The sequence below is a fragment of the Uliginosibacterium sp. TH139 genome, from assembly GCF_002855595.1.
Lineage (GTDB): Bacteria > Pseudomonadota > Gammaproteobacteria > Burkholderiales > Rhodocyclaceae > Uliginosibacterium > Uliginosibacterium aquaticum.
The window spans coordinates 329194-346811 of sequence record NZ_PKRR01000001.1 but is presented as its reverse complement, the minus strand read 5'-3'; the positions used below and the strand labels follow the sequence as shown (position 1 = coordinate 346811).

At 62.7% G+C, this 17618-nt stretch carries 26 protein-coding genes; 18 read left to right on the top strand and 8 right to left on the bottom strand.

The features are described 5' to 3' along the window. Positions 1-74: 74 nt before the first annotated feature. From C0V76_RS01640 to C0V76_RS01630, 3 genes are read left to right on the top strand one after another with little or no spacing between them, the layout of a single operon-like run. The gene (locus C0V76_RS01640; protein WP_254048170.1) at positions 75-431 is read left to right on the top strand and encodes a hypothetical protein; all 357 of its coding nucleotides are present in this window, start codon (positions 75-77) and stop codon (positions 429-431) included. Beyond that, positions 428-778 carry a hypothetical protein gene (locus tag C0V76_RS01635; protein ID WP_101940613.1) on the top strand — a complete coding sequence of 117 codons (351 nt, stop codon included), beginning with the start codon at positions 428-430 and terminating at the stop codon, positions 776-778. Before C0V76_RS01640 ends, C0V76_RS01635 begins: the two co-directional genes overlap by 4 nt. An 18-nt stretch (positions 779-796) precedes the next feature. Further along, on the top strand, positions 797-1786 hold the full coding sequence (locus tag C0V76_RS01630) for a Gfo/Idh/MocA family protein (RefSeq protein ID WP_101940612.1): 990 nt from the start codon (positions 797-799) through the stop codon (positions 1784-1786). Between the two features lie 65 nt (positions 1787-1851). Here C0V76_RS01630 and C0V76_RS01625 read toward each other — a convergent pair whose 3' ends face one another. Continuing rightward, positions 1852-2337 carry a nucleoside 2-deoxyribosyltransferase gene (locus tag C0V76_RS01625; protein ID WP_101940611.1) on the bottom strand — a complete coding sequence of 162 codons (486 nt, stop codon included), beginning with the start codon at positions 2335-2337 and terminating at the stop codon, positions 1852-1854. Between the two features lie 123 nt (positions 2338-2460). Continuing rightward, entirely contained in the window at positions 2461-3360 is a 900-nt protein-coding gene (locus C0V76_RS01620; RefSeq protein ID WP_101940610.1) for a recombination-associated protein RdgC, read from the bottom strand. Between the two features lie 87 nt (positions 3361-3447). Between C0V76_RS01620 and C0V76_RS01615 the strand changes: the two genes are divergently transcribed. Continuing rightward, the gene (locus C0V76_RS01615) at positions 3448-3660 is read left to right on the top strand and encodes a hypothetical protein (protein ID WP_101940609.1); all 213 of its coding nucleotides are present in this window, start codon (positions 3448-3450) and stop codon (positions 3658-3660) included. Next, positions 3657-3905, top strand: coding sequence for a hypothetical protein (locus tag C0V76_RS19820; RefSeq protein ID WP_158239104.1), 249 nt, complete (start codon positions 3657-3659; stop codon positions 3903-3905). The genes C0V76_RS01615 and C0V76_RS19820 overlap by 4 nt, the downstream gene beginning before the upstream one ends. Here the strand turns inward: C0V76_RS19820 and C0V76_RS19815 are convergent. Continuing rightward, positions 3899-4087, bottom strand: coding sequence for a hypothetical protein (locus C0V76_RS19815; protein WP_158239103.1), 189 nt, complete (start codon positions 4085-4087; stop codon positions 3899-3901). The two genes, C0V76_RS19820 and C0V76_RS19815, sit on opposite strands and share 7 nt — an antisense overlap. Positions 4088-4132: 45 nt before the next feature. Between C0V76_RS19815 and murB the strand changes: the two genes are divergently transcribed. Next, entirely contained in the window at positions 4133-5155 is a 1023-nt protein-coding gene (gene murB / locus C0V76_RS01610) for a UDP-N-acetylmuramate dehydrogenase (protein ID WP_101940608.1), read from the top strand. Here the strand turns inward: murB and C0V76_RS01605 are convergent. Further along, entirely contained in the window at positions 5152-5325 is a 174-nt protein-coding gene (locus C0V76_RS01605; RefSeq protein ID WP_101940607.1) for an oxidoreductase-like domain-containing protein, read from the bottom strand. The two genes, murB and C0V76_RS01605, sit on opposite strands and share 4 nt — an antisense overlap. A gap of 74 nt (positions 5326-5399) precedes the next feature. Between C0V76_RS01605 and C0V76_RS01600 the strand changes: the two genes are divergently transcribed. From C0V76_RS01600 to purU, 5 genes are all read left to right on the top strand, one after another. After that, a complete protein-coding gene (locus C0V76_RS01600; RefSeq protein ID WP_101940606.1) occupies positions 5400-5858 on the top strand; it encodes a hypothetical protein in 459 nt (152 codons plus the stop codon). An 80-nt stretch (positions 5859-5938) separates the two neighbouring features. Beyond that, positions 5939-6559, top strand: a complete 621-nt coding sequence (gene thrH, locus C0V76_RS01595; protein ID WP_101940605.1) for a bifunctional phosphoserine phosphatase/homoserine phosphotransferase ThrH — start codon at positions 5939-5941, stop codon at positions 6557-6559. A 37-nt stretch (positions 6560-6596) separates the two neighbouring features. Continuing rightward, positions 6597-6989: a hypothetical protein gene (locus C0V76_RS01590; protein ID WP_101940604.1), complete on the top strand. Its 393-nt coding sequence runs from the start codon at positions 6597-6599 to the stop codon at positions 6987-6989. Positions 6990-6992: 3 nt separating this feature from the next. After that, positions 6993-7352 (top strand): 5-carboxymethyl-2-hydroxymuconate Delta-isomerase, encoded by a 360-nt coding sequence (locus tag C0V76_RS01585; RefSeq protein WP_101940603.1) that lies wholly within the window; start codon positions 6993-6995, stop codon positions 7350-7352. Between the two features lie 3 nt (positions 7353-7355). After that, complete coding sequence (gene purU, locus C0V76_RS01580) at positions 7356-8216, top strand: formyltetrahydrofolate deformylase (RefSeq protein WP_101940602.1); 861 nt, start codon at positions 7356-7358, stop codon at positions 8214-8216. Positions 8217-8302: 86 nt separating this feature from the next. Here the strand turns inward: purU and C0V76_RS01575 are convergent, their stop codons facing one another. From C0V76_RS01575 to C0V76_RS01560, 4 genes are all read right to left on the bottom strand, one after another. Continuing rightward, positions 8303-9952 carry a pectate lyase gene (locus C0V76_RS01575; protein ID WP_101940601.1) on the bottom strand — a complete coding sequence of 550 codons (1650 nt, stop codon included), beginning with the start codon at positions 9950-9952 and terminating at the stop codon, positions 8303-8305. Between the two features lie 199 nt (positions 9953-10151). After that, positions 10152-11627, bottom strand: a complete 1476-nt coding sequence (gene amt / locus C0V76_RS01570) for an ammonium transporter (protein ID WP_101940600.1) — start codon at positions 11625-11627, stop codon at positions 10152-10154. A gap of 19 nt (positions 11628-11646) precedes the next feature. Further along, a complete protein-coding gene (glnK, locus tag C0V76_RS01565; RefSeq protein ID WP_101940599.1) occupies positions 11647-11985 on the bottom strand; it encodes a P-II family nitrogen regulator in 339 nt (112 codons plus the stop codon). A gap of 53 nt (positions 11986-12038) precedes the next feature. Beyond that, complete coding sequence (locus C0V76_RS01560) at positions 12039-12824, bottom strand: TorF family putative porin (protein ID WP_101940598.1); 786 nt, start codon at positions 12822-12824, stop codon at positions 12039-12041. Positions 12825-13093: 269 nt separating this feature from the next. On the opposite strand from C0V76_RS01560, the gene C0V76_RS01555 reads away from it, so the two are divergent. The 7 genes from C0V76_RS01555 to C0V76_RS01525 all read left to right on the top strand — a co-directional run bounded on the left by C0V76_RS01555 (position 13094) and on the right by C0V76_RS01525 (position 17605). Next, positions 13094-13345 (top strand): accessory factor UbiK family protein, encoded by a 252-nt coding sequence (locus tag C0V76_RS01555; RefSeq protein WP_101940597.1) that lies wholly within the window; start codon positions 13094-13096, stop codon positions 13343-13345. Positions 13346-13398: 53 nt separating this feature from the next. After that, on the top strand, positions 13399-14901 hold the full coding sequence (locus tag C0V76_RS01550) for a YifB family Mg chelatase-like AAA ATPase (RefSeq protein ID WP_101940596.1): 1503 nt from the start codon (positions 13399-13401) through the stop codon (positions 14899-14901). A gap of 50 nt (positions 14902-14951) precedes the next feature. Further along, positions 14952-15851: a hypothetical protein gene (locus C0V76_RS01545; protein WP_101940595.1), complete on the top strand. Its 900-nt coding sequence runs from the start codon at positions 14952-14954 to the stop codon at positions 15849-15851. Between the two features lie 69 nt (positions 15852-15920). After that, positions 15921-16460, top strand: a complete 540-nt coding sequence (locus C0V76_RS01540; protein ID WP_101940594.1) for a DUF2628 domain-containing protein — start codon at positions 15921-15923, stop codon at positions 16458-16460. A 79-nt stretch (positions 16461-16539) separates the two neighbouring features. After that, complete coding sequence (locus C0V76_RS01535) at positions 16540-16920, top strand: hypothetical protein (protein WP_101940593.1); 381 nt, start codon at positions 16540-16542, stop codon at positions 16918-16920. Then, positions 16917-17303 (top strand): YchJ family protein, encoded by a 387-nt coding sequence (locus tag C0V76_RS01530; protein ID WP_101940592.1) that lies wholly within the window; start codon positions 16917-16919, stop codon positions 17301-17303. The genes C0V76_RS01535 and C0V76_RS01530 overlap by 4 nt, the downstream gene beginning before the upstream one ends. Further along, complete coding sequence (locus C0V76_RS01525) at positions 17300-17605, top strand: hypothetical protein (protein ID WP_101940591.1); 306 nt, start codon at positions 17300-17302, stop codon at positions 17603-17605. The genes C0V76_RS01530 and C0V76_RS01525 overlap by 4 nt, the downstream gene beginning before the upstream one ends. The last annotated feature ends 13 nt before the right edge of the window (positions 17606-17618 follow it).

Below are 17618 nucleotides of genomic sequence, written 5' to 3'. Positions count from 1 at the left end.
CATGGCAAACTGCCGGCCGCCCTGCGAGGCATGCCCCGCCATGGGCACTGATATTCAAACCACAGGAGACACACTTGATTGCCAGGAAACTTCAGGGCCTCGCCCTGCTGCTGCCTGCGTGCCTGCTGCTGCAGGCCTGCAGTTCAGCCCCTACCATGGTCGCTCCGCAGCCGCCGGCCAAATACCAGAAGCTCGGCCGCGCTGAGGGCCAGGCTTGTGGTGCGCTGGGCATGGTCGCCACGGCTTACTACGCCATCCCTATGGGCCTCAACAGCCGCGTGGAACGCGCCTACGCTACTGCGCTGGAGAGCGTGCCGGGTGCCACCAGCCTGATCAACGTGGAAATTCAGGAGCAATGGACCTGGGCCGTGCTGGCCACCGCCCGCTGCACCACCGTGACCGGCGACGCGATCAAGGAGAACAAGGAATGAAGAAGACTCTCACCCCCCTCCTGCTCGCCCTGAGCCTGCTAATGGGTGCCTGCGCCAGCCCGGTGGTGAAGCTCGGCAGCGTGAGCTCGCTGGAGCAGATCGACACCAGCAAGGGCGAGAAGCTCACCGCCTCGGCCTCCGGCTTTCAGCTGCTGCTGTTCATCCCGATCGCGGTCAACGGCCGCCAGCGCAATGCCTACGACAACCTGCTCGAACAGGCCGGTGATCGGCTGCTGACGGATGTGAAGATCACGGAATCGTGGACTTACGCTTTCATCGGCACGGTCTATACCACCACTATCGAGGCCACCGCGTATCCGAAACGCACGGCCGACGTGAAGCAATAAGCAGCAAGGAGCGTGACGATGACGGCGAACGGCAATCCTGCACTGAAAATCCGCTGGGGCATTCTCGGCTGCGGTGAAGTCACCGAAGTAAAAAGCGGCCCAGGCTTCCAGAAGGCGGCCGGCGCCGAACTCGTCGCGGTGATGCGCCGCAATGGCGAGCTCGCCGCCGATTACGCGCGTCGCCACGGCATCGCACGCAGCTACGACGACGCGGCCCGTCTGATCGCCGATCCGGAGGTGGATGCGGTCTATGTCGCCACCCCTCCCGGCGCCCACCTGCCGCTCGCCCTGTTGTGCGCCGAGGCCGGCAAGCCCTGCTATGTGGAAAAACCGCTGAGCCTGAACCATGCCCAAAGCCTGCAGATGGTGGAAGCCTTCTCTGCACGCGGCGTGCCGCTGTTCTCCGCTTATTACCGGCGTGCCATGCCGCGCTTCCAGAAAATCCAGGCCTTGCTCGCCAGTGGTGCCATCGGCGCACCGCGCTATGCAAACCTGCAACTGCATCAGCCGATCCCGGCCGAGGACCTCGATCCGGACGGACCGGGCTGGCGCGTAAATCCAGCCCTCTCCGGCGGCGGACGCTTTGTGGACATGGGCTCGCACCAGCTCGATTTCTTCGACTACCTGTTCGGCCCGGTGAAGGATGTCCACGGCTTTGCGGCCAGCCATGCCGGCCTGCCGGCGGAAGACACGGTGAGCGCCGTGCTGCGCTTCGAAAACGGGATATCGGCCAGCGCCAGCTGGTGTTTTGCGGCCGGTGACCGGCTTGATCGCTGCGAGATCGTGGGCGATGCGGGGCGCATCGTGTTCGCTACATTCGACGACAGCCCGGTACGCCTCTTCAATACCGAAGGCGAACAGGCCTTCGCCATCCCGAATCCGGCCCATGTGCAGCAACCACTGATCCAGAACGTGACGGACTGTCTGCTGGGCCGCGCCGAAGCGCTCTCCACCGGTGCAAGCGCGGCACGCACGGACGCGGTGATTGACCGGATTCTGGGGCGCTGATTTTGCCGCTGCGGGCTTGGCCGCAGACGCGATGACTGCCTGGGCCCGGCCGGCTGAAGCCGGCCCTACAAGCCGACCGGCATCGCAGCCAGAGCCTCGTCCAACCCGCCCACCACAATCTTCGCCGGCACGGCCAGCATGAGGTTGAGCGGCAGGCCGAAGTTCTCCACGCTCAGGCCGTCGCGATCAAGCACGTGACCCTCATTCTGAGTCAGTTCAGCCCCTTGCCAACGCGCAACGCGCGCGGCATGGCTGCAGGCTTCGTCCACATAGCCAATCACCGGCTTGCCTAGCGCCAGCGCAAAGCCGACCTCGAAGCTGGTGCCGGAGTCCGGCTCGGCGCCACGAAAGGCATTCAGGTTGGCCAGCACCACGTCGGCCGCTCGGATCATGGCGATGTTCTGCGCGTAGATGCCGGCCGGGGTGGTGGCATCCCCATCCAGCGGGATCAGGGCCTCAACGCCCCGCGCCGCACACAGGGCACGTGCGTCTTCCGCCCAACGCAAAACGTCGGGGCGGAACACATCAGGGCCGGCCAGGTAGGCTTTCATTTGTCGCTTCGCGAAGTGCTGAGTACTGAGTGCTGCGTGCTGCGTGCTGAGTGATCATTTCCGTCGGCAATGCCGACGCATGCTTTGACTCAGTACTCAGAACCCAGCACTCGGCACTGATCGTCAGATCGTCTTCACTTCCCCACCCAGCGCGTCCAGAAGCGCCGGGAAGAGCTTGCCGAGTTCCAGGCTCATCAGTGCGAAGTCGGCGTCGAACTGCTCTTCGCGGCTCTTGGCATCGCCCTCTTCCTTGCTATTGAGGGTGTCCAGCGCTTGCACACGCTTGACCTCGAACTTGTCGGTCAGGATGAAGCTGATGCGGTCATCGAAGGTCAATGCAAGCTTGCTGACCTGCTTGCCGCTGGCGATATGCTCGCGTATTTCCTCGCCTTCGAGGCTGTGGCGCACATAACGCACGGCACTCGCTTCGTCGGTGAGGGCACGTAGTTCGCAATCCTGATCGATGGTGAAACCGGCCGGGGCTTCGCCGCCGGCGAGCCAGTCGGTCATCGCGGCGCCGGGGCTGCGCTCGGTGTTGAGCAGTTTGAGGGGCAGCTCATCAAGTGCCTTGTGCAGAGCTTCAACCAGCGGTTCGGCAGAGGTACGGCTGGAGGCGTCGACGGCCAGCCAGCCATTCTTCGGGTCGATCCAGGCGTAGGACTTGCGGCGGCGCGTGAAGGCGCGCGGCATCAACTCCATGGTGACCGCTTCCTTGAGCTCCTTCATCTGCTTGCGGCCGGGCTTGAAGCCTTGCTGGGCTTCGATTTCCTCGGCGCGATCATCGCATTCCTGCTTGATCACCGAGGAGGGCAGCAGACGCTGCTCCACCCCGAGGGCGATCAGCCACTGGCCACCCACGCTGTGGACCAGACTATCCTGAATCACCGGCGCCCAGCCCTGGCTGGACAGATCCTGGCTGCCGCAAGGCTGGAAAGTGAGGCGTTCGAGTTGCTCGGAGAGGCGATCAGCGGTCATGTCCCACTGTTCGGGCAGGCGGTAGAGTTGAACGTTACGGAACCACATGGCGGGATCAAGGGTATTTGAAGGAAGGCGGCATGATACGTGTCCGCTTGCCCCCGGTCATCCTGCTTGACGCGAAGGAGCTCGAGAATGAAGAAGTCGATTTGTGTATCCTGCCTGCTGCTGGTGCTGAGCGCCTGTGGCGTTTCCGAGACAGCCGTGACGGCCGCCGCCGTGGGCAAGAGCAAGGCCGAGGAGATCAAGCAGGGCCAGCAGACCATGCAGAAAGTGCAGCAGGACATCGATGCTGCCAACCAGCAGGCCGAGGCCCAGCGTAAGGCTGCCGAGTCAGCCGCTCAATGACCCTGCTCTGGATTTTTGCCGGCTTGCTGGGCGTAGCTGTTTTCGCGCTGGCTTATCAACGCTGGAAAATTGCGGCGATGCGCAGAAACGGGCTGTACCCTGCTGCGGGTCAAGCCACAATAGATGACGTTCGTAGGTTTGCCGCGACAGGCCATACGGCATGGGCTATCCGCTGCCACCGGGAGATTCATCCTGTGGGGCTCAAGGAGGCACACGCAGCCATAGCAAAACTTGCAGATCAATAGCGCTTTTCCATAAAACCTTCAGAAGGGGTAGAAAAATGCAGTTCAAACCCAGAAATCCGATCGTGCCGGCCATGGCACAGCGCCGCGGTGCCGGCGCGCACAAAAAAACCGCCAAGGCTCGCCGCCAGGATGAGAAGCGCGCCCTGCGCCGCGCACGTGACGAAGCGGGTTTTGTTCAGCACATGCGTGTGTGCTGAACAAAACCCGCTTCACTACCCACTGACCCGATGCCCTTTCCCTTCCAGCCAGACTTTGCGCTCGACGCGCTGAACACTTTCGGCCTGCCCTGCGTGGCTCGCCGCTATGGCGAGATTCTGTCCGCCAGCCAGCTCGCCAATCTGGTCCGCAGCGGCGAACTAAACGGGGATCGCGTGCTGGTGCTGGGGGGCGGCAGCAACATGCTGCTGCCGGAAAAGTTCGAGGGCACCGTGTTGCGCATGGCCATCCCGGGCCGGGAGCTGATCGGCAGCGACGACGATCACCACTTCGTGCGTGCCGGCGCCGGCGAGAACTGGCATGAATTCGTGCGCTGGACGCTGGAGATGGGCTGGCCGGGTCTGGAGAACCTGTCCCTGATCCCCGGCACGGTGGGGGCTGCACCAGTACAGAACATCGGCGCTTACGGGCTGGAGATGTATGAGCGCTTCCTGGTGCTAGAGGCCGTGGACCTGAAAAGCGGCAGCACCGTGAGCTTCGATTTCGACAGCTGCCATTTCGGCTACCGCGATAGCGTGTTCAAACAGGAGGCGGCCGGCCGCTTCGCGATCTGCTCGGTGACTTTCCGCCTGCCCAAGCGCTGGACACCGCTGACCCGTTATCTCGACGTGAGCAAGGAACTGGCCGCACGCCACATCATCGATCCGAGCCCGCTGGATGTCTCCGATGCGATCATCGCGATCCGCGAGCGCAAGCTGCCGGACCCGGCCCGCATCGGCAATGCCGGCAGCTTCTTCAAGAATCCGGTGGTCAGCGCTCCGCACCATGAAAAGCTGCTGGCGACCTTCCCGGCCCTACCTAGTTACCGCCAGCTCGATGGCAGCTTCAAGCTTGCCGCCGGCTGGCTGATCGAGCAGGCGGGCTGGAAAGGCAAGGCGCTCGGCCCGGTCGGCATGTACTCGGAACAGGCGCTGGTAATGGTCAATCAGGGCGGCGCCCGGCGCGCCGACGTGGAACAGCTCACCGAAGCCGTGCGCCGCGAAGTCGACACCCGCTTCGGCGTGAAGCTCGAAGTGGAACCGGAACGCGTCTAGTCTTCCTGCTCCAGCTGGCGCAACTGCCAGGCTTCCAGCTCCAGTGCATAGCGCCGCTGGGCATGCTGGTAGATGGTCCACACACAAGCCTCGCCGCATTCATTGCCACAGCAGGCAAAGGCATCCGGCTCACGCGGCGGTTCGGGGCGGGGGTCAGGTATCTGGCTCATGGCCTGATCTTACCCGGTGGTGCTGGCGCGCATAACTGCTACATTTCCGGGGTCTTTCACGGAAGGATTTCCTCATGCGTATTCCCATCCTGCTGGCCGCCCTGCTCGCTTCCGCCAGCATCCAGGCCCAGACGCCGCCCATGCCCAAGCTGCTGCCACTCACGACAACGGACATCCCGCAGGAGTGCGGCTGCAGCTTCGGCGTGAAGAAGGGCGAGACGCTGATGTTCTGGAGCTGGGAGAACGACAAGCAGCACGCCCTGATCCGCGAGGAAGGCGGCGGCCTGCGCAGCCTGCGCCTGTTCAGCGAAAAGTATTTCCCGGCCCAGCACGAACCACCGCGCCCCGGCGAGCGCATGACCCTGCAGCTCTCCTACGGCAACTGGAGCATCCAGAGCGCCAGCGAAGTCACGCGAGCCTGCTCGCCCAAGGCCAAGAGCTGCACCGGCACCGATTACCGCAACCTGATGGTGCTGCAGTGGGCCGGGCGCCAGCGCCTGGAGCTCAAGGGCTGGGCGCACTGCGGCTGTTGAGTGCGGCTGCAGCACACATGATCCCGCTTGCCCGGACGGGTACAATGCCGGGTTTTCGACTTTAGCTCCGAAGGTTCATCGTGCAGATCGTTTGTCTCGACATGGAAGGCGTGCTGGTCCCTGAAATCTGGATCGAGTTCGCCGAACGCACCGGCATCCCGGAGCTACGCCGCACCACCCGCGACGAGCCGGATTACGACAAGCTGATGCAGTACCGCCTGGCTATCCTGCGCGAGCACAAGCTGGGCCTGCCGGACATCCAGAAGGTGATCGGCGAGATGGGCCCAATGGAGGGCTGCGTCGAGTTCCTCGATGGCCTGCGCCGTGATTACCAGGTGGTCATCCTGTCCGACACCTTTTACGAATTCGCCAAGCCGCTGATGGCGCAGATGGGCCAGCCCACGCTCTTCTGCCACCGCCTCGAAGCCGATGCGGCGGGCATGCTGGTGAATTACCACCTGCGCATGCCGGACCAGAAGCGCCACGCCGTGGAAGCCTTCAAAGCTCTGAACTTCACCGTGATCGCCGCCGGTGACAGCTACAACGACACCGCCATGCTCGGCGCCGCGCACGCCGGCATCCTGATGCACCCGCCCGAAAACGTGGTGCGCGAGTTCCCGCAATACCCGGTGGTGCGCGATTACACCGCCCTGCGTGCCGAGATCGACAAGGCCGCGGCGCGCCTCGGCGAAGCGGCCTGAGCCTCCCCATTCCAATCGGTACCAACAGGAGTCGTTCATGAACACCCCGGTGAATCCTTATCAGGCCCCCAAGGCCAGCGTTGGCGATATCCATGATGGCCTGAACACTTCCGGCGGTGGCAAGGATGCCGTGATTCCGGAAGGCGTGAAGGGCTGGAGCTGGGGAGCCTTCCTGCTCAACTGGATCTGGGCCATCGGCAATAAGACCTGGATCGGCCTGCTCGCGCTGGTGCCCTACATCGGCTTCATCGTAGCCATCTACCTGGGCATCAAGGGCCGCGAGCTGGCCTGGCGCAACAAGGAGTGGGACGACCTCGAGCACTTCAACCGGATCCAGAAACGCTGGTCCGCCTGGGGCGTCGGCCTGATCATCGTGCCGGCCCTGATCGGCATCCTTGCCGCCATCCTGATCCCGATGTTCAATCGCTGAACCATGCCGCATCTCGTCCTTGAATACACCGCCAACCTGCTGCCGGAATTCGAACCGGCCCAGGCCCTGCATCGCATGAACACGGTACTGCTGGCGTCCGGCGAATTCATCCCGGATCACATCAAGAGCCGCGCCGTGCGCCTCGACGATTTTCTCGTCGGCGATGCCGCTCCGGGCGGTTTCCTGCATGCGCGCCTGCACCTGCGCGCCGGGCGCAGCGCTGAAACCAAGCAGGATCTGGCCGAAGGTCTCGTCGCCGCCCTGCGTTCCTGCGTGATGAGCAGCCCGGTGCTGCCGGTGCAGATCACGGCCGAATCACGCGACATGGATCAGGCCTACGCCAAGGCCATCGTTCAAAGCTGAATCATGCACACCCAACGCTTCTACACGCTGACCGCCTCCTGCCCAGACCGCAGCGGCATCGTCGCCCGCGTCTCCGGCTTCCTCGCCGAGCACGGCGGCTGGATCTTCGAATCCAATATGCACACCGATCACGACACGCAGCGCTACTTCCTGCGCATCGAGATCCGCGCTGACTCCATCCCCTTCATGCTGGCCGAGTTCCGCGAGCGCTTCCGCCCGATCGCCGAAGAGCTGAAGATGGACTGGAAGATCACTGACAGCACGGTGAAGAAGCGCGTAGTGCTGATGGTCAGCAAGCAGGAACACTGTCTGTACGACCTTATCGGCCGCTGGCAGAGCAAGGAACTCGATATCGAGATCCCCTGCGTGATCTCCAACCACGAAACCTTCCGTGGTCTGGTCGAATGGCACGGCATCCCCTTCCACCATGTGCCGGTCACCGCCGACAACAAGCCTGCCGCCTACGCCGAAGTACGCCGCATCTTCGAGGAAGTGCGCGGCGATGTGATGGTGCTGGCGCGCTACATGCAGATCATCCCGCCGGACATGTGCCGTGATTACCCGGGCCAGATCATCAATATCCACCACAGCTTCCTGCCCAGCTTTGTCGGCGCCAAGCCCTATCACCAGGCCTACACACGCGGCGTGAAGCTGATCGGCGCCACCTGCCACTACGTGACGGAAGAGCTGGATCAGGGCCCGATCATCGATCAGGACGTGATCCGCGTGGACCACTCCGACTCGGTCGATGACATGGTGCGTTATGGAAAGGACATCGAGAAAGCCGTGCTCGCCCGCGGCCTGCGCTACCACCTTGAAGACCGGGTGCTGGTGCACGGCAACAAGACGGTGGTCTTCCGCTGACAACTGCAGGCGCAGTCTCCAACTTCGAGCAGCATCGCACCCAATAAAAAACCCGCCACAGCGGGTTTTTTATTGTCCTCAGGGCTTCAAGCTACCGTCAGCGGGTAAATGTCCTTGATGTCCATGATGTTCTTCTTGCTGCCATCCTCGATCTGGATATCGCCGTGGATGTAGCCACCCTGTGAGCGGAAGCCCGGAACGACTTCGGGGCAGCCGCGCTCGGTAGCGATCAGGGTCAGCAAGGCCAGCGCATCGGTGTCGTCGAAGCGGCAGTGGATGTGCTTCTCACTCGGCACAAACATGCCGCGATGGGCATGCTTTTCCATGATCCGCTCGCCGATGCTCCTGGCCAGTTCCAGATAGGCCGCCGCGCCAGTACTGCGAGCAACTTCCAGCACCGCGAAGAGCAGGATCGCGTCGGCTTTGGTGGCCACCAGCGGCCCCTTGGGCGCTTTCGGGTCGGCGACATTCCATTCGCCAAGGCCGAAATTCTTTGCCATCGCCACCACGTGCTGCCACAGCGAATCGCGTCCGGAGATGGCCCAGGCCGTCACGGTGCTGAGGAACACGATGGTATTGATCGGCTTGCGCTCGAAGACCCAGCCCTTCTTACCGTAGAAACCACGGCGCTTGAATTCCTGGCCGGTAAGGTCCTTGCCATCGGCGAACATCGGCTTGATCTGGTTAGTTTCCGGCACGTAGGCATAGTGGAGCCAGGCTTCCAACCCATCTACCGCCCATTTCTTGAGCTTCTCGCCTTTGACGCCGAGCTGGCGCGCGAGGGTCAATTGCGCCAGGGTGCTATCACCATAGATGCCTTCCGGTCCGTTCATGGCGTCCGGGTCCATCTTGAAGAGCACCCAGGCTTCCTTGGCGACTTCGCCATACTCCGGGCCGAACTGGCGCTCGGCACGATCGCCGTAGAAGGAATAGGTGAATTGCGGATGGTTCTCGTCGGTCGGTGCTTCTTCGCGTTTGACCGGGCGGTTGAACTGGTAGCAGCCCAGGCCGGTCGCCGGATAGCGTGTGCGCACATATTGCCAGGCCATGAATTCGGCCCAGTCGAGCGCCTTCTCCTCGCCCGGCACCATCTGGCCCAGCAAACCGGCGGAATAGATCAGGTCATTGCCGATATTCACGAAAGACAGGCCCTTGGCCTCGCGCATGATTTCGAGATCCGGATGCATCGGCTTGTCCCAGAAGCCCTCTTCGACCAGCGGACGGCCGTAGCTGCCGTGGCGGGTGAGTTCGAGGGTTTCCCAATTGTCGATGTGACAGTTCCACTCGGCTTTAATGAGCTTCGCCGCAGCCTGCGGATCGACTTCGAACATCAGTTCGTAGAAGGGGTAATGGTGCTTGATCTCATGCACCTTGTTCTTGCCCTCCGGGCCAACGGTGTCGAGGGTCTTCAGATCAAGGAAGCAATGGCCGCCCCAGGTCAGCAGACCACTCGGGTCAGCATGCTCGAAGTGCCACTGGATGGCAGCCTTGGCGGCCTCCTTGTATTTCGCGTCACCGGTCAGCGCAGAGAGCGCCGCCAGGGTGCGAAACAGGTTCTGCTGCGAGGCGATATTGGAGGGTTCCCAGTCGGTCCCCTCCATGTTGCGCCATTTCACCGGCTCGCCGGTGAAGGTATTCATGCCGTCGAAAAACAGCGGCGTGCCGTGATAGGGGTCGCGATACTTCTCAAGAATGGTATCGGCGTACTGGCGAATGTAATCAAGCATCGGGGTCATGGCGCATTCCTGATCTTCTGGAAGGGTGCGCTGCAGCAAGCGGCAGTGCGGGTCTTTCGTTCCATAGCTTACGACATTCGTAGCAGCCGACTTGAGCATTGGCTCAACTATTGATTCGATAAACGAAAAAAACGGGCAGCCCTGAGGCTGCCCGCGGATCCTGGATCCGCCGCTCGCGCGACGGACTCCTTTCATATGCTCAGTAGTGGTAAGCCGATTCGCCGTGGCTGGTAACGTCCAGACCTTCGCGCTCTTCGTCTTCCGGCACACGCAGACCGATGAACATATCGACCAGCTTGTAAGCCACCACCGCCACGATACCGGACCAGATGATGGTCAGGCCGACAGCCTTGGCCTGAATCCACACCTGACCAGCGATCGAGTAGTCAGCCGAAACTGCGTTCGCAACGTAGTCGAAGATGCCCATGCCGCCCAGCGAAGGTGCAGCGAACACGCCGGTCAGCAGGGCGCCGAGGATACCGCCCACGCCATGCACGCCGAACACGTCAAGTGCGTCATCGGCACCGATCAGGCGCTTCAGGCCATTCACACCCCACAGGCAGATCACACCGGCAGCCAGACCAATGATCAGTGCGCCACCCACGCCGACGAAGCCGGCAGCAGGCGTCACGGCAACCAGACCCGCCACGGCACCCGAAGCGGCACCCAGCATGGAAGGCTTGCCCTTGATCAGCCATTCAGCGATCAGCCAGGACATGGTGGCAGCAGCGGTGGCAACCCAGGTATTCACGAAGGCCAGACCAGCGTAGCCGTTGGCTTCCAGAGCGGAACCGGCGTTGAAACCGAACCAGCCCACCCACAGCAGCGAAGCGCCGATCATGGTCATGGTCAGGCTGTGCGGAGCCATGGATTCGCGACCGAAACCAATACGCTTGCCAACCATGAAGGCGCCGACGATGCCGGCCACTGCGGCGTTGATGTGCACCACGGTACCGCCCGCGAAGTCCAGCGCGCCCAATTGGAACAGATAACCTGCGGTGGCACCGGCAGCAGCACCCGCTTCAGCCGAGGTGTAGGCATCGGGACCCGCCCAGAACCAGACCATGTGGCAGACCGGCAGGTAGGAGAAGGTGAACCAGATCACCGAGAAGGCCAGCACGGCGCTGAACTTGATGCGCTCGGCAAAGGCGCCGAGGATCAGGGCCACGGTGATGGCAGCGAAGGCACCCTGGAAAGCCACGTAGATCAGTTCGCTGACATAGGAGCCCTTCGAGAAGGTGCCCGCTACGCTCTCCGGCGTCACGCCGGCGAGGAAGAGCTTACTGAAGTTGCCGATAAAGGCATTGCCTTCAGTGAAGGCCAACGAGTAACCGTAGACGATCCACAGCACGGTGATCAGCGCGAACACCACGAAGACCTGGATCAGCACCGACAGCGCATTCTTGGTGCGCACGAGGCCGCCGTAGAACAGGGCCAAGCCAGGAATCGACATCAGAATCACGAAGGCGGCAGAAACCAGCAGCCAGGCGTTGTCACCCTTGTTGGCCACGGGCACGGCGGCAGCTGCCGGAGCCGAGGCTTCAGCCGCCGGAGCGGCGGCCGGGGCCGCAACGGCCTCAGCAGCAACCGGGGCACTGGCGGCTTCCTGAGCCAGCGCAGCGCCGGAAAGCATGACGGAGAAAGCCGTCAGTGCAATGGCGAGAAACTTTTTCATTGTCTCTACTCCTGAAAGATCACAGAGCTTCCGAGCCGGTTTCACCGGTACGGATGCGGATGGCTTGCTGCAGGTCGAACACGAAGATCTTGCCATCGCCAATCTTGCCGGTGTTAGCAGCCTTCTCGATGGCTTCGATGACCTGATCGAGCAGCGCATCGTCGATGGCGATTTCAACTTTGACCTTGGGCAGGAAGTCGACGACATACTCAGCGCCACGGTACAGCTCGGTGTGGCCCTTCTGACGACCGAAACCCTTCACCTCGGTAACGGTGATGCCCTGCACGCCGATGGCGGACAGCGCCTCACGCACTTCGTCGAGCTTGAAGGGCTTGATGATGGCGGAAACGAATTTCATGGGTGGCTCCTTTGTTGGGCGCACTGCGAAGCAGCCCGCCCTGGTTGGAATGATCAGAAGGTCTTGCCGACGGTAAACACGACACGGTCGGAGCCCAGATCACGGTTCAGTGCGCTGCGGTAGAAATCGCCAGAGCTGGCCTTGGCCGTAGTGGTCACGTAAGCCGCGCCGAGTGCCCAGCCCTTCAGGTCATAGGTCACGCCAACCTTGTAATCGTTGTAGGAGGCGCCAGGGAAGTTGGCGACCAGCTGACGACCGGCATGCAGGTTCAGCACGAAGCCAGCGCCCAGTTCAGGATTCAGAGAGAGATCAAAGTACTGGCTGCCTTCGGACTTCTTGGTCGAACCATCTTCCTGAACGGCCTGGGCACCGAACAGGTTGGTGAAGGAGTAGGAATACTTGAAGGTGGCGAACTTGTAGCTGGTACCGAAGTAACCTTCCAGCGTTTCCGGGTTCACGAAGCCGGCCGGGTAGGTACCCGGATACCAGTACTTCAGCACGCCCACATCAAGGGTCACATCGCCCACCGGCAGCTTGAAGCCGCCATAGGTGTCCACTTCAACCGAAGAGCTGACCTTGGCATCCGTGGCGCTCAGGTCCGACAGCCAGCTGATGTTTGAAGCCCAGGCACCGGCATACACGCCGCTGCTGTGGCTGTAATCCGCACCACCCTGGATGGCCGGCTTGCGATTGGTCTGGGCGATGCCGCGATAGATGTACTCGGAGGCCAGCGTCATGTTGCCGGTAAAAGTGTGAGCCGAAGCCGGCTCGTCAGCCGCAAAGGCCGGAACAGCAGCAAAAGCCGACAGCAGGGATGCAGCAATGATGGACAGACGCATGTGATTCGCTCCTTGAAAGAAAGAGACCAGAAACTGGTGTGCGGAGTCCTTAGCCGGTTTCGTGCCACTTTATCGAAACCCTCTCCAAATGGTCGTTTCTGCTCTTTATCCAGTCTCTGCCCGAAAGGGCTGGCGCACGCTTGTTGAGCATCATCAAGAAGGCTGCACCAAAGCCATGCATCAAGCTGGTGCATCCTCTGCGGCGTGTCGCAGTGTAAGCAAAAGCACTACACTGCCGGCGATTCCCCACCCTTCCGGAGCACGAAACCATGATTGATCCCAGCAAACCCGCGCAGATCTTCGAAGAAATGGGCAACAAGTTCAGCGAACTGATGCAAAGCGGCCCGGCCAAGGATTTCGAAAAGAACGCTAAGGCCATGCTGGCCGCCGGCTTTTCACGTCTCGATCTAGTCACCCGGGAAGAGTTTGAAGTGCAGAAAGCCCTACTCGAGGCAGCCTGTGCCCGGATCGAGGCACTGGAAAAGCGCCTCGCTGAGCGCGACAACCAGCCCCCTGCCTGATACCCATGGGCAGGCCACGGCCTGCCCCGTACGGACGGCTTAGACTCGGGCGCATGTCACTTGCCCTGATCAAAAGCCGCGCTCTGGCCGGCATGGATGCGCCGGAAGTCACCGTCGAGGTGCATCTGGCGGGTGGTCTGCCGGCCGTGTCGCTGGTCGGCCTACCGGATACCGAAGTCAAGGAAGCGCGCGACCGGGTACGCGCGGCCCTGCTCACCGGTCAGTTCGAATTTCCCAACAAACGCGTCACGGTCAACCTCGCACCGGCCGATCTGCCCAAGGAATCCGGGCGCTTCGACCTGCCGATCGCCATCGGTATCCTGGCAGCCTCGGACCAGATCAAGGCCGCCACGCTCGACCAATACGAACTGGCAGGCGAACTCTCGCTCTCCGGCGAGCTGCGCCCAGTGCGTGGCGCCCTGGCCATGGCCTGGCGCGCGGCGCAGGCAGGCCGTGCGCTGATCCTGCCCCTTGAAAACGCGGCCGAAGCAGCGCTGGTGCAAGGCATCACCATCCTGCCGGCGCGCAACCTGCTTGAAGTAGCCGCCCATTTCAACGGTCACGCCACACTCACGCCCTATTCCGGTGCGGTGCTCGGGAACGAGCCGGTATACCCGGATCTGGCGGACGTCAGAGGTCAAGCGCAGGCGCGTCGCCTGCTCGAAGTCGCAGCCTGTGGCCTGCATTCACTGCTGCTCTACGGCCCACCCGGCACCGGCAAATCGATGCTGGCGAGCCGCCTGCCGGGCCTCCTGCCACCACTATCGGAAGCCGAGGCGCTCGAATCGGCGGCCATCCAGTCATTGGAGGGGCGCTTCGATCCGGCGCGTTTTCGTGCCCGCCCCTTCCGCAGCCCGCATCACTCCTCGTCCGCACCTGCACTGGTTGGCGGCGGCATGATTCCGCGGCCCGGCGAGATCAGCCTGTCGCACCACGGCGTGCTCTTTCTCGATGAGCTGCCGGAATTCGACCGGCGCGTGCTCGAAGCCCTGCGCGAGCCGCTCGAGACCGGCCAGATCACGATTTCGCGCGCGACCAGCCGGGCCGAATTTCCGGCCCGCTTCCAGTTCGTGGCGGCCATGAACCCCTGTCCCTGTGGTTTTCTGGGACATCCTAAACGAGCCTGCCGGTGTACGCCGGATCAGGTCGCACGCTATCGCGGCAAACTCTCCGGCCCCTTGCTCGATCGCATCGATCTGACCATGGAGGCCGGCAGCCTCAGCGCTGATGAGTTGCAGGCTGCTCCCTCAGGTGAAGCCACCAGCGCCGTACGCGCCCGCGTGATCGCCGCCCATGCACGCCAGCACGCACGCCAAGGCAAAGCCAACGCCCATCTTGCGGCGGGTGAGGTCGAAACCCACTGCGTAGCTGACGATAAGGCGAAGGCGCTGTTGAGACAGGCCATCGAGCGCCTGGGCCTCTCAGCCCGCGCCTATCACCGCAGCCTGCGCGTGGCGCGCTCGATTGCCGACCTTGCCGGTGCAGAAGTAATCGGCGCCGCCCACGTGGCCGAAGCCGTGCAATACCGGCGTGGCCTGCCCGGAGGCGGGCCATAGCTCAGGCGCCTCCGGCATAATGACGGCGCTTTCTCCCGTGCCTGCCTCTCGTGCTCCTGCTGCGCCTTCTCACCTTACTGTTCTGCCTCACTAACCTGCCCGCCACAGCCGCCAGCCTTTTCTGGTGCAATGGCCGCTTTCTTGATCCGGCCGCCAAACCTTTCGACAACCAGCACCTGAAGGTTGCGCAGCGCGGCTATCTGTACGCCGTGGCGGCGGCACTGGTCCTGCAACAGGACAATGCCGAAAGCCGCGCTCATTACTTCAGCCGGCCCGAACGCCTGCGCGAAATCGATCGCCCACGCCGCGACCGCTCGGGGTTTGAGGCAGCGGCCTTCGAAGTGCTGGACGCTCCGGGCGGCAGGCCCAAGGAGCTGGTGATTGCCTTCGCCGGCTCGAATGACAACGCGGACTGGCAGAACACCAATTTCGGGTTTGACACCCGCCAGTACACGCTGGCCCGCGCCTATTTCAAGCGCCTCGCCAGCCGCCCGGAGTACGCGGGTCTGCGCGTGATTGCCAGCGGCTTTTCACTCGGCGGGGCACTCGCTGTGCACGTCACCAAGCACCACGACACGCGTACCCTGGTCAGCGAGACCTGGGCCTTCAACCCCAGCCCCAAGATCTACGCCAGCAATCGGCAGGACCCGCGCATCTGGCTTGCCGCCACCGCCAACGATGGCGTCGGCCTCGCCCGCGAATGGGCTGCCGCCGCCGGCCTGCTGCCGGGTCTGGCCAGCATCGGCGCACCGGCCAGCCAGCGCGCCGAAGGCTACTACCTGCTCGACGCCAACCCGGTGATCAGCCACTACCGCTGGGTGCTCACACGCAACCTGCTCCATGCGGCCGATCTGGCCGTGCAGGAGGAACAAGGGCCAGACGCCCCCAGTGAGCCGCTGGCCATTCTGGAAGCCTCTCACTTCAGCGCCTGTGCCAAGGGTAGGCACTGAAACCGACATATGCCGAAAGCAATACTAATGTCATAATCCCGCGATTCTCAGCAATCTGCCGGATCCGTCATGAATCAGCCGCTCAATCCCTATCAGCCGCCCACTGCAGAATTGCTGCATGTGCCCGTCATCGAGCAGCTTGATCTGCAGGAACAGCGTCTGGCCAACTTCGTGGGCACCCAATACCCCATCTATCGCGACAAATGGGCTGCCGCCGCGCTCAAGCGCCAAGCCACTAGCTGGAATTGGGCAGCCTTCGTGCTCGGCCTGTCCTGGCTGGCCTACCGCAAGATGTACGCCTACTGCGCCATTTTCATCGCCATCATCGGCCTGGAAACCCTGCTGGAACTGGTCATCGGACTACCGGACAGCCTCAGCTACGCCATGAACATCGGTACTTCGGTCATGTTCGGCTTGTATGGCAACACCCTCTATCGCCACTTCGCACAAAGCCGCATCGCCGCGATCGAGGCCGCAGGCGGGCCCCCGGAGCAGATCGAGGCCGAGATCACGCGTGCAGGCGGCACCCATCTTGGCGCAGCCTTCGGCTTCATGCTGCTGCTTTGCGTGCTGCTCGTCTGCCTGGCGCTGATGTTTCCGGGCGACTGAGCTGGCGACTGTTTCCTTGCGCACAGTTCCTGCTTTAAGTCGCTAAACTCGATCTCTCGAACGCACTGGACTCTCGCTCATGCCCTCCTCACACCAACGTGGCGCAGCCCTGCTAATCCTCGCCCTGATCCTCGGCGGCCTGATCCTTCTCGTAACGCTCTATACCTGGATCGCCCTGAGCTACAACTACTCCGATGGCGAACGGGCTGGCTACGTGCAGAAGCTTTCGCGCAAGGGCTGGGTCTGCAAGACCTGGGAAGGCGATCTGGCGCTGGTCAACCTGCCGGGCCAGCCTGCGGAAATCTTCCAGTTCTCGGTACGAGATGATGCGATTGCCGAGCAGATCAACAAGCTGGTCGGCAAACGCGTCGCACTGACCTACGAGCAGCATATCGGCTTGCCGACCACCTGCTTCGGTGAAACCCAGTACTTCGTCACTGCCATCCAGGCGGTGGAATGAAAGCCGGGCTACCCTGCCCCTGCGGCCTGCCCGCAAGCTATGAGCACTGTTGTGGCCGCTATCACGGTGGGCAGGCTGCGCCCACGCCAGAAGCGCTGATGCGCTCGCGTTACAGCGCTTTCGCGCTCGGCCTCGGTGACTATCTGATTGCGAGCTGGCATCCCGGCAGCCGGCCCACCGAACTGGATCTGAGCACCCCGCTGCTGGCGAAATGGATCGGCCTGAAGATCGTGAGCACCGCGCTGCAGGATGCCGATCACGGCACGGTGCACTTCATCGCCCGCTGCCGCGTGGGTGGCCGCGCCGAACGTCTGGAAGAGCTCAGCCGCTTTGTGCGCGAAGACGGCCGCTGGTTCTATCTGGACGGGAAAATCGCAGCATGAAAGGCTGGCAATCAGGCCTCCTGACCCTGCTTCTGGCTGCCTGCGCGACCGAACCTGGCGAACGGCACGAGGCGCCACGCCCGCTGGAGCATTGCGACGCCTTCGGCTGCTGCGTGGACGATTTCGGTCGGCGCTACTGCTGTGACCCGCGCTTCGACCCTTACTGCTCCCCCTACTCCGACCGCTACCGGCGCGAACACGAAACCACCCGTCAGCGCTCCCAGGACAACGAGCGCAACCGCAACAGCCTGCCGCTGCCGCCTGTGCCCCGGCTTCCGGTGCCAGGCCTGCCTCGTCTGTAAAACTCAGCCCCTT

What these genes read in the sequence shown, in the direction of transcription:
- C0V76_RS01635 (WP_101940613.1), top strand. Translation starts at nt 428, where the DNA reads ATGAAGAAGACTCTCACCCCCCTCCTGCTCGCCCTGAGCCTGCTAATG.
- C0V76_RS01630 (WP_101940612.1), top strand. Translation starts at nt 797, where the DNA reads ATGACGGCGAACGGCAATCCTGCACTGAAAATCCGCTGGGGCATTCTC.
- C0V76_RS01625 (WP_101940611.1), bottom strand. Translation starts at nt 2,337, where the DNA reads ATGAAAGCCTACCTGGCCGGCCCTGATGTGTTCCGCCCCGACGTTTTG.
- C0V76_RS01620 (WP_101940610.1), bottom strand. Translation starts at nt 3,360, where the DNA reads ATGTGGTTCCGTAACGTTCAACTCTACCGCCTGCCCGAACAGTGGGAC.
- C0V76_RS01615 (WP_101940609.1), top strand. Translation starts at nt 3,448, where the DNA reads ATGAAGAAGTCGATTTGTGTATCCTGCCTGCTGCTGGTGCTGAGCGCC.
- C0V76_RS19820 (WP_158239104.1), top strand. Translation starts at nt 3,657, where the DNA reads ATGACCCTGCTCTGGATTTTTGCCGGCTTGCTGGGCGTAGCTGTTTTC.
- murB (WP_101940608.1), top strand. Translation starts at nt 4,133, where the DNA reads ATGCCCTTTCCCTTCCAGCCAGACTTTGCGCTCGACGCGCTGAACACT.
- C0V76_RS01605 (WP_101940607.1), bottom strand. Translation starts at nt 5,325, where the DNA reads ATGAGCCAGATACCTGACCCCCGCCCCGAACCGCCGCGTGAGCCGGAT.
- C0V76_RS01600 (WP_101940606.1), top strand. Translation starts at nt 5,400, where the DNA reads ATGCGTATTCCCATCCTGCTGGCCGCCCTGCTCGCTTCCGCCAGCATC.
- C0V76_RS01590 (WP_101940604.1), top strand. Translation starts at nt 6,597, where the DNA reads ATGAACACCCCGGTGAATCCTTATCAGGCCCCCAAGGCCAGCGTTGGC.
- C0V76_RS01585 (WP_101940603.1), top strand. Translation starts at nt 6,993, where the DNA reads ATGCCGCATCTCGTCCTTGAATACACCGCCAACCTGCTGCCGGAATTC.
- purU (WP_101940602.1), top strand. Translation starts at nt 7,356, where the DNA reads ATGCACACCCAACGCTTCTACACGCTGACCGCCTCCTGCCCAGACCGC.
- C0V76_RS01575 (WP_101940601.1), bottom strand. Translation starts at nt 9,952, where the DNA reads ATGACCCCGATGCTTGATTACATTCGCCAGTACGCCGATACCATTCTT.
- amt (WP_101940600.1), bottom strand. Translation starts at nt 11,627, where the DNA reads ATGAAAAAGTTTCTCGCCATTGCACTGACGGCTTTCTCCGTCATGCTT.
- glnK (WP_101940599.1), bottom strand. Translation starts at nt 11,985, where the DNA reads ATGAAATTCGTTTCCGCCATCATCAAGCCCTTCAAGCTCGACGAAGTG.
- C0V76_RS01560 (WP_101940598.1), bottom strand. Translation starts at nt 12,824, where the DNA reads ATGCGTCTGTCCATCATTGCTGCATCCCTGCTGTCGGCTTTTGCTGCT.
- C0V76_RS01555 (WP_101940597.1), top strand. Translation starts at nt 13,094, where the DNA reads ATGATTGATCCCAGCAAACCCGCGCAGATCTTCGAAGAAATGGGCAAC.
- C0V76_RS01550 (WP_101940596.1), top strand. Translation starts at nt 13,399, where the DNA reads ATGTCACTTGCCCTGATCAAAAGCCGCGCTCTGGCCGGCATGGATGCG.
- C0V76_RS01540 (WP_101940594.1), top strand. Translation starts at nt 15,921, where the DNA reads ATGAATCAGCCGCTCAATCCCTATCAGCCGCCCACTGCAGAATTGCTG.
- C0V76_RS01535 (WP_101940593.1), top strand. Translation starts at nt 16,540, where the DNA reads ATGCCCTCCTCACACCAACGTGGCGCAGCCCTGCTAATCCTCGCCCTG.
- C0V76_RS01530 (WP_101940592.1), top strand. Translation starts at nt 16,917, where the DNA reads ATGAAAGCCGGGCTACCCTGCCCCTGCGGCCTGCCCGCAAGCTATGAG.
- C0V76_RS01525 (WP_101940591.1), top strand. Translation starts at nt 17,300, where the DNA reads ATGAAAGGCTGGCAATCAGGCCTCCTGACCCTGCTTCTGGCTGCCTGC.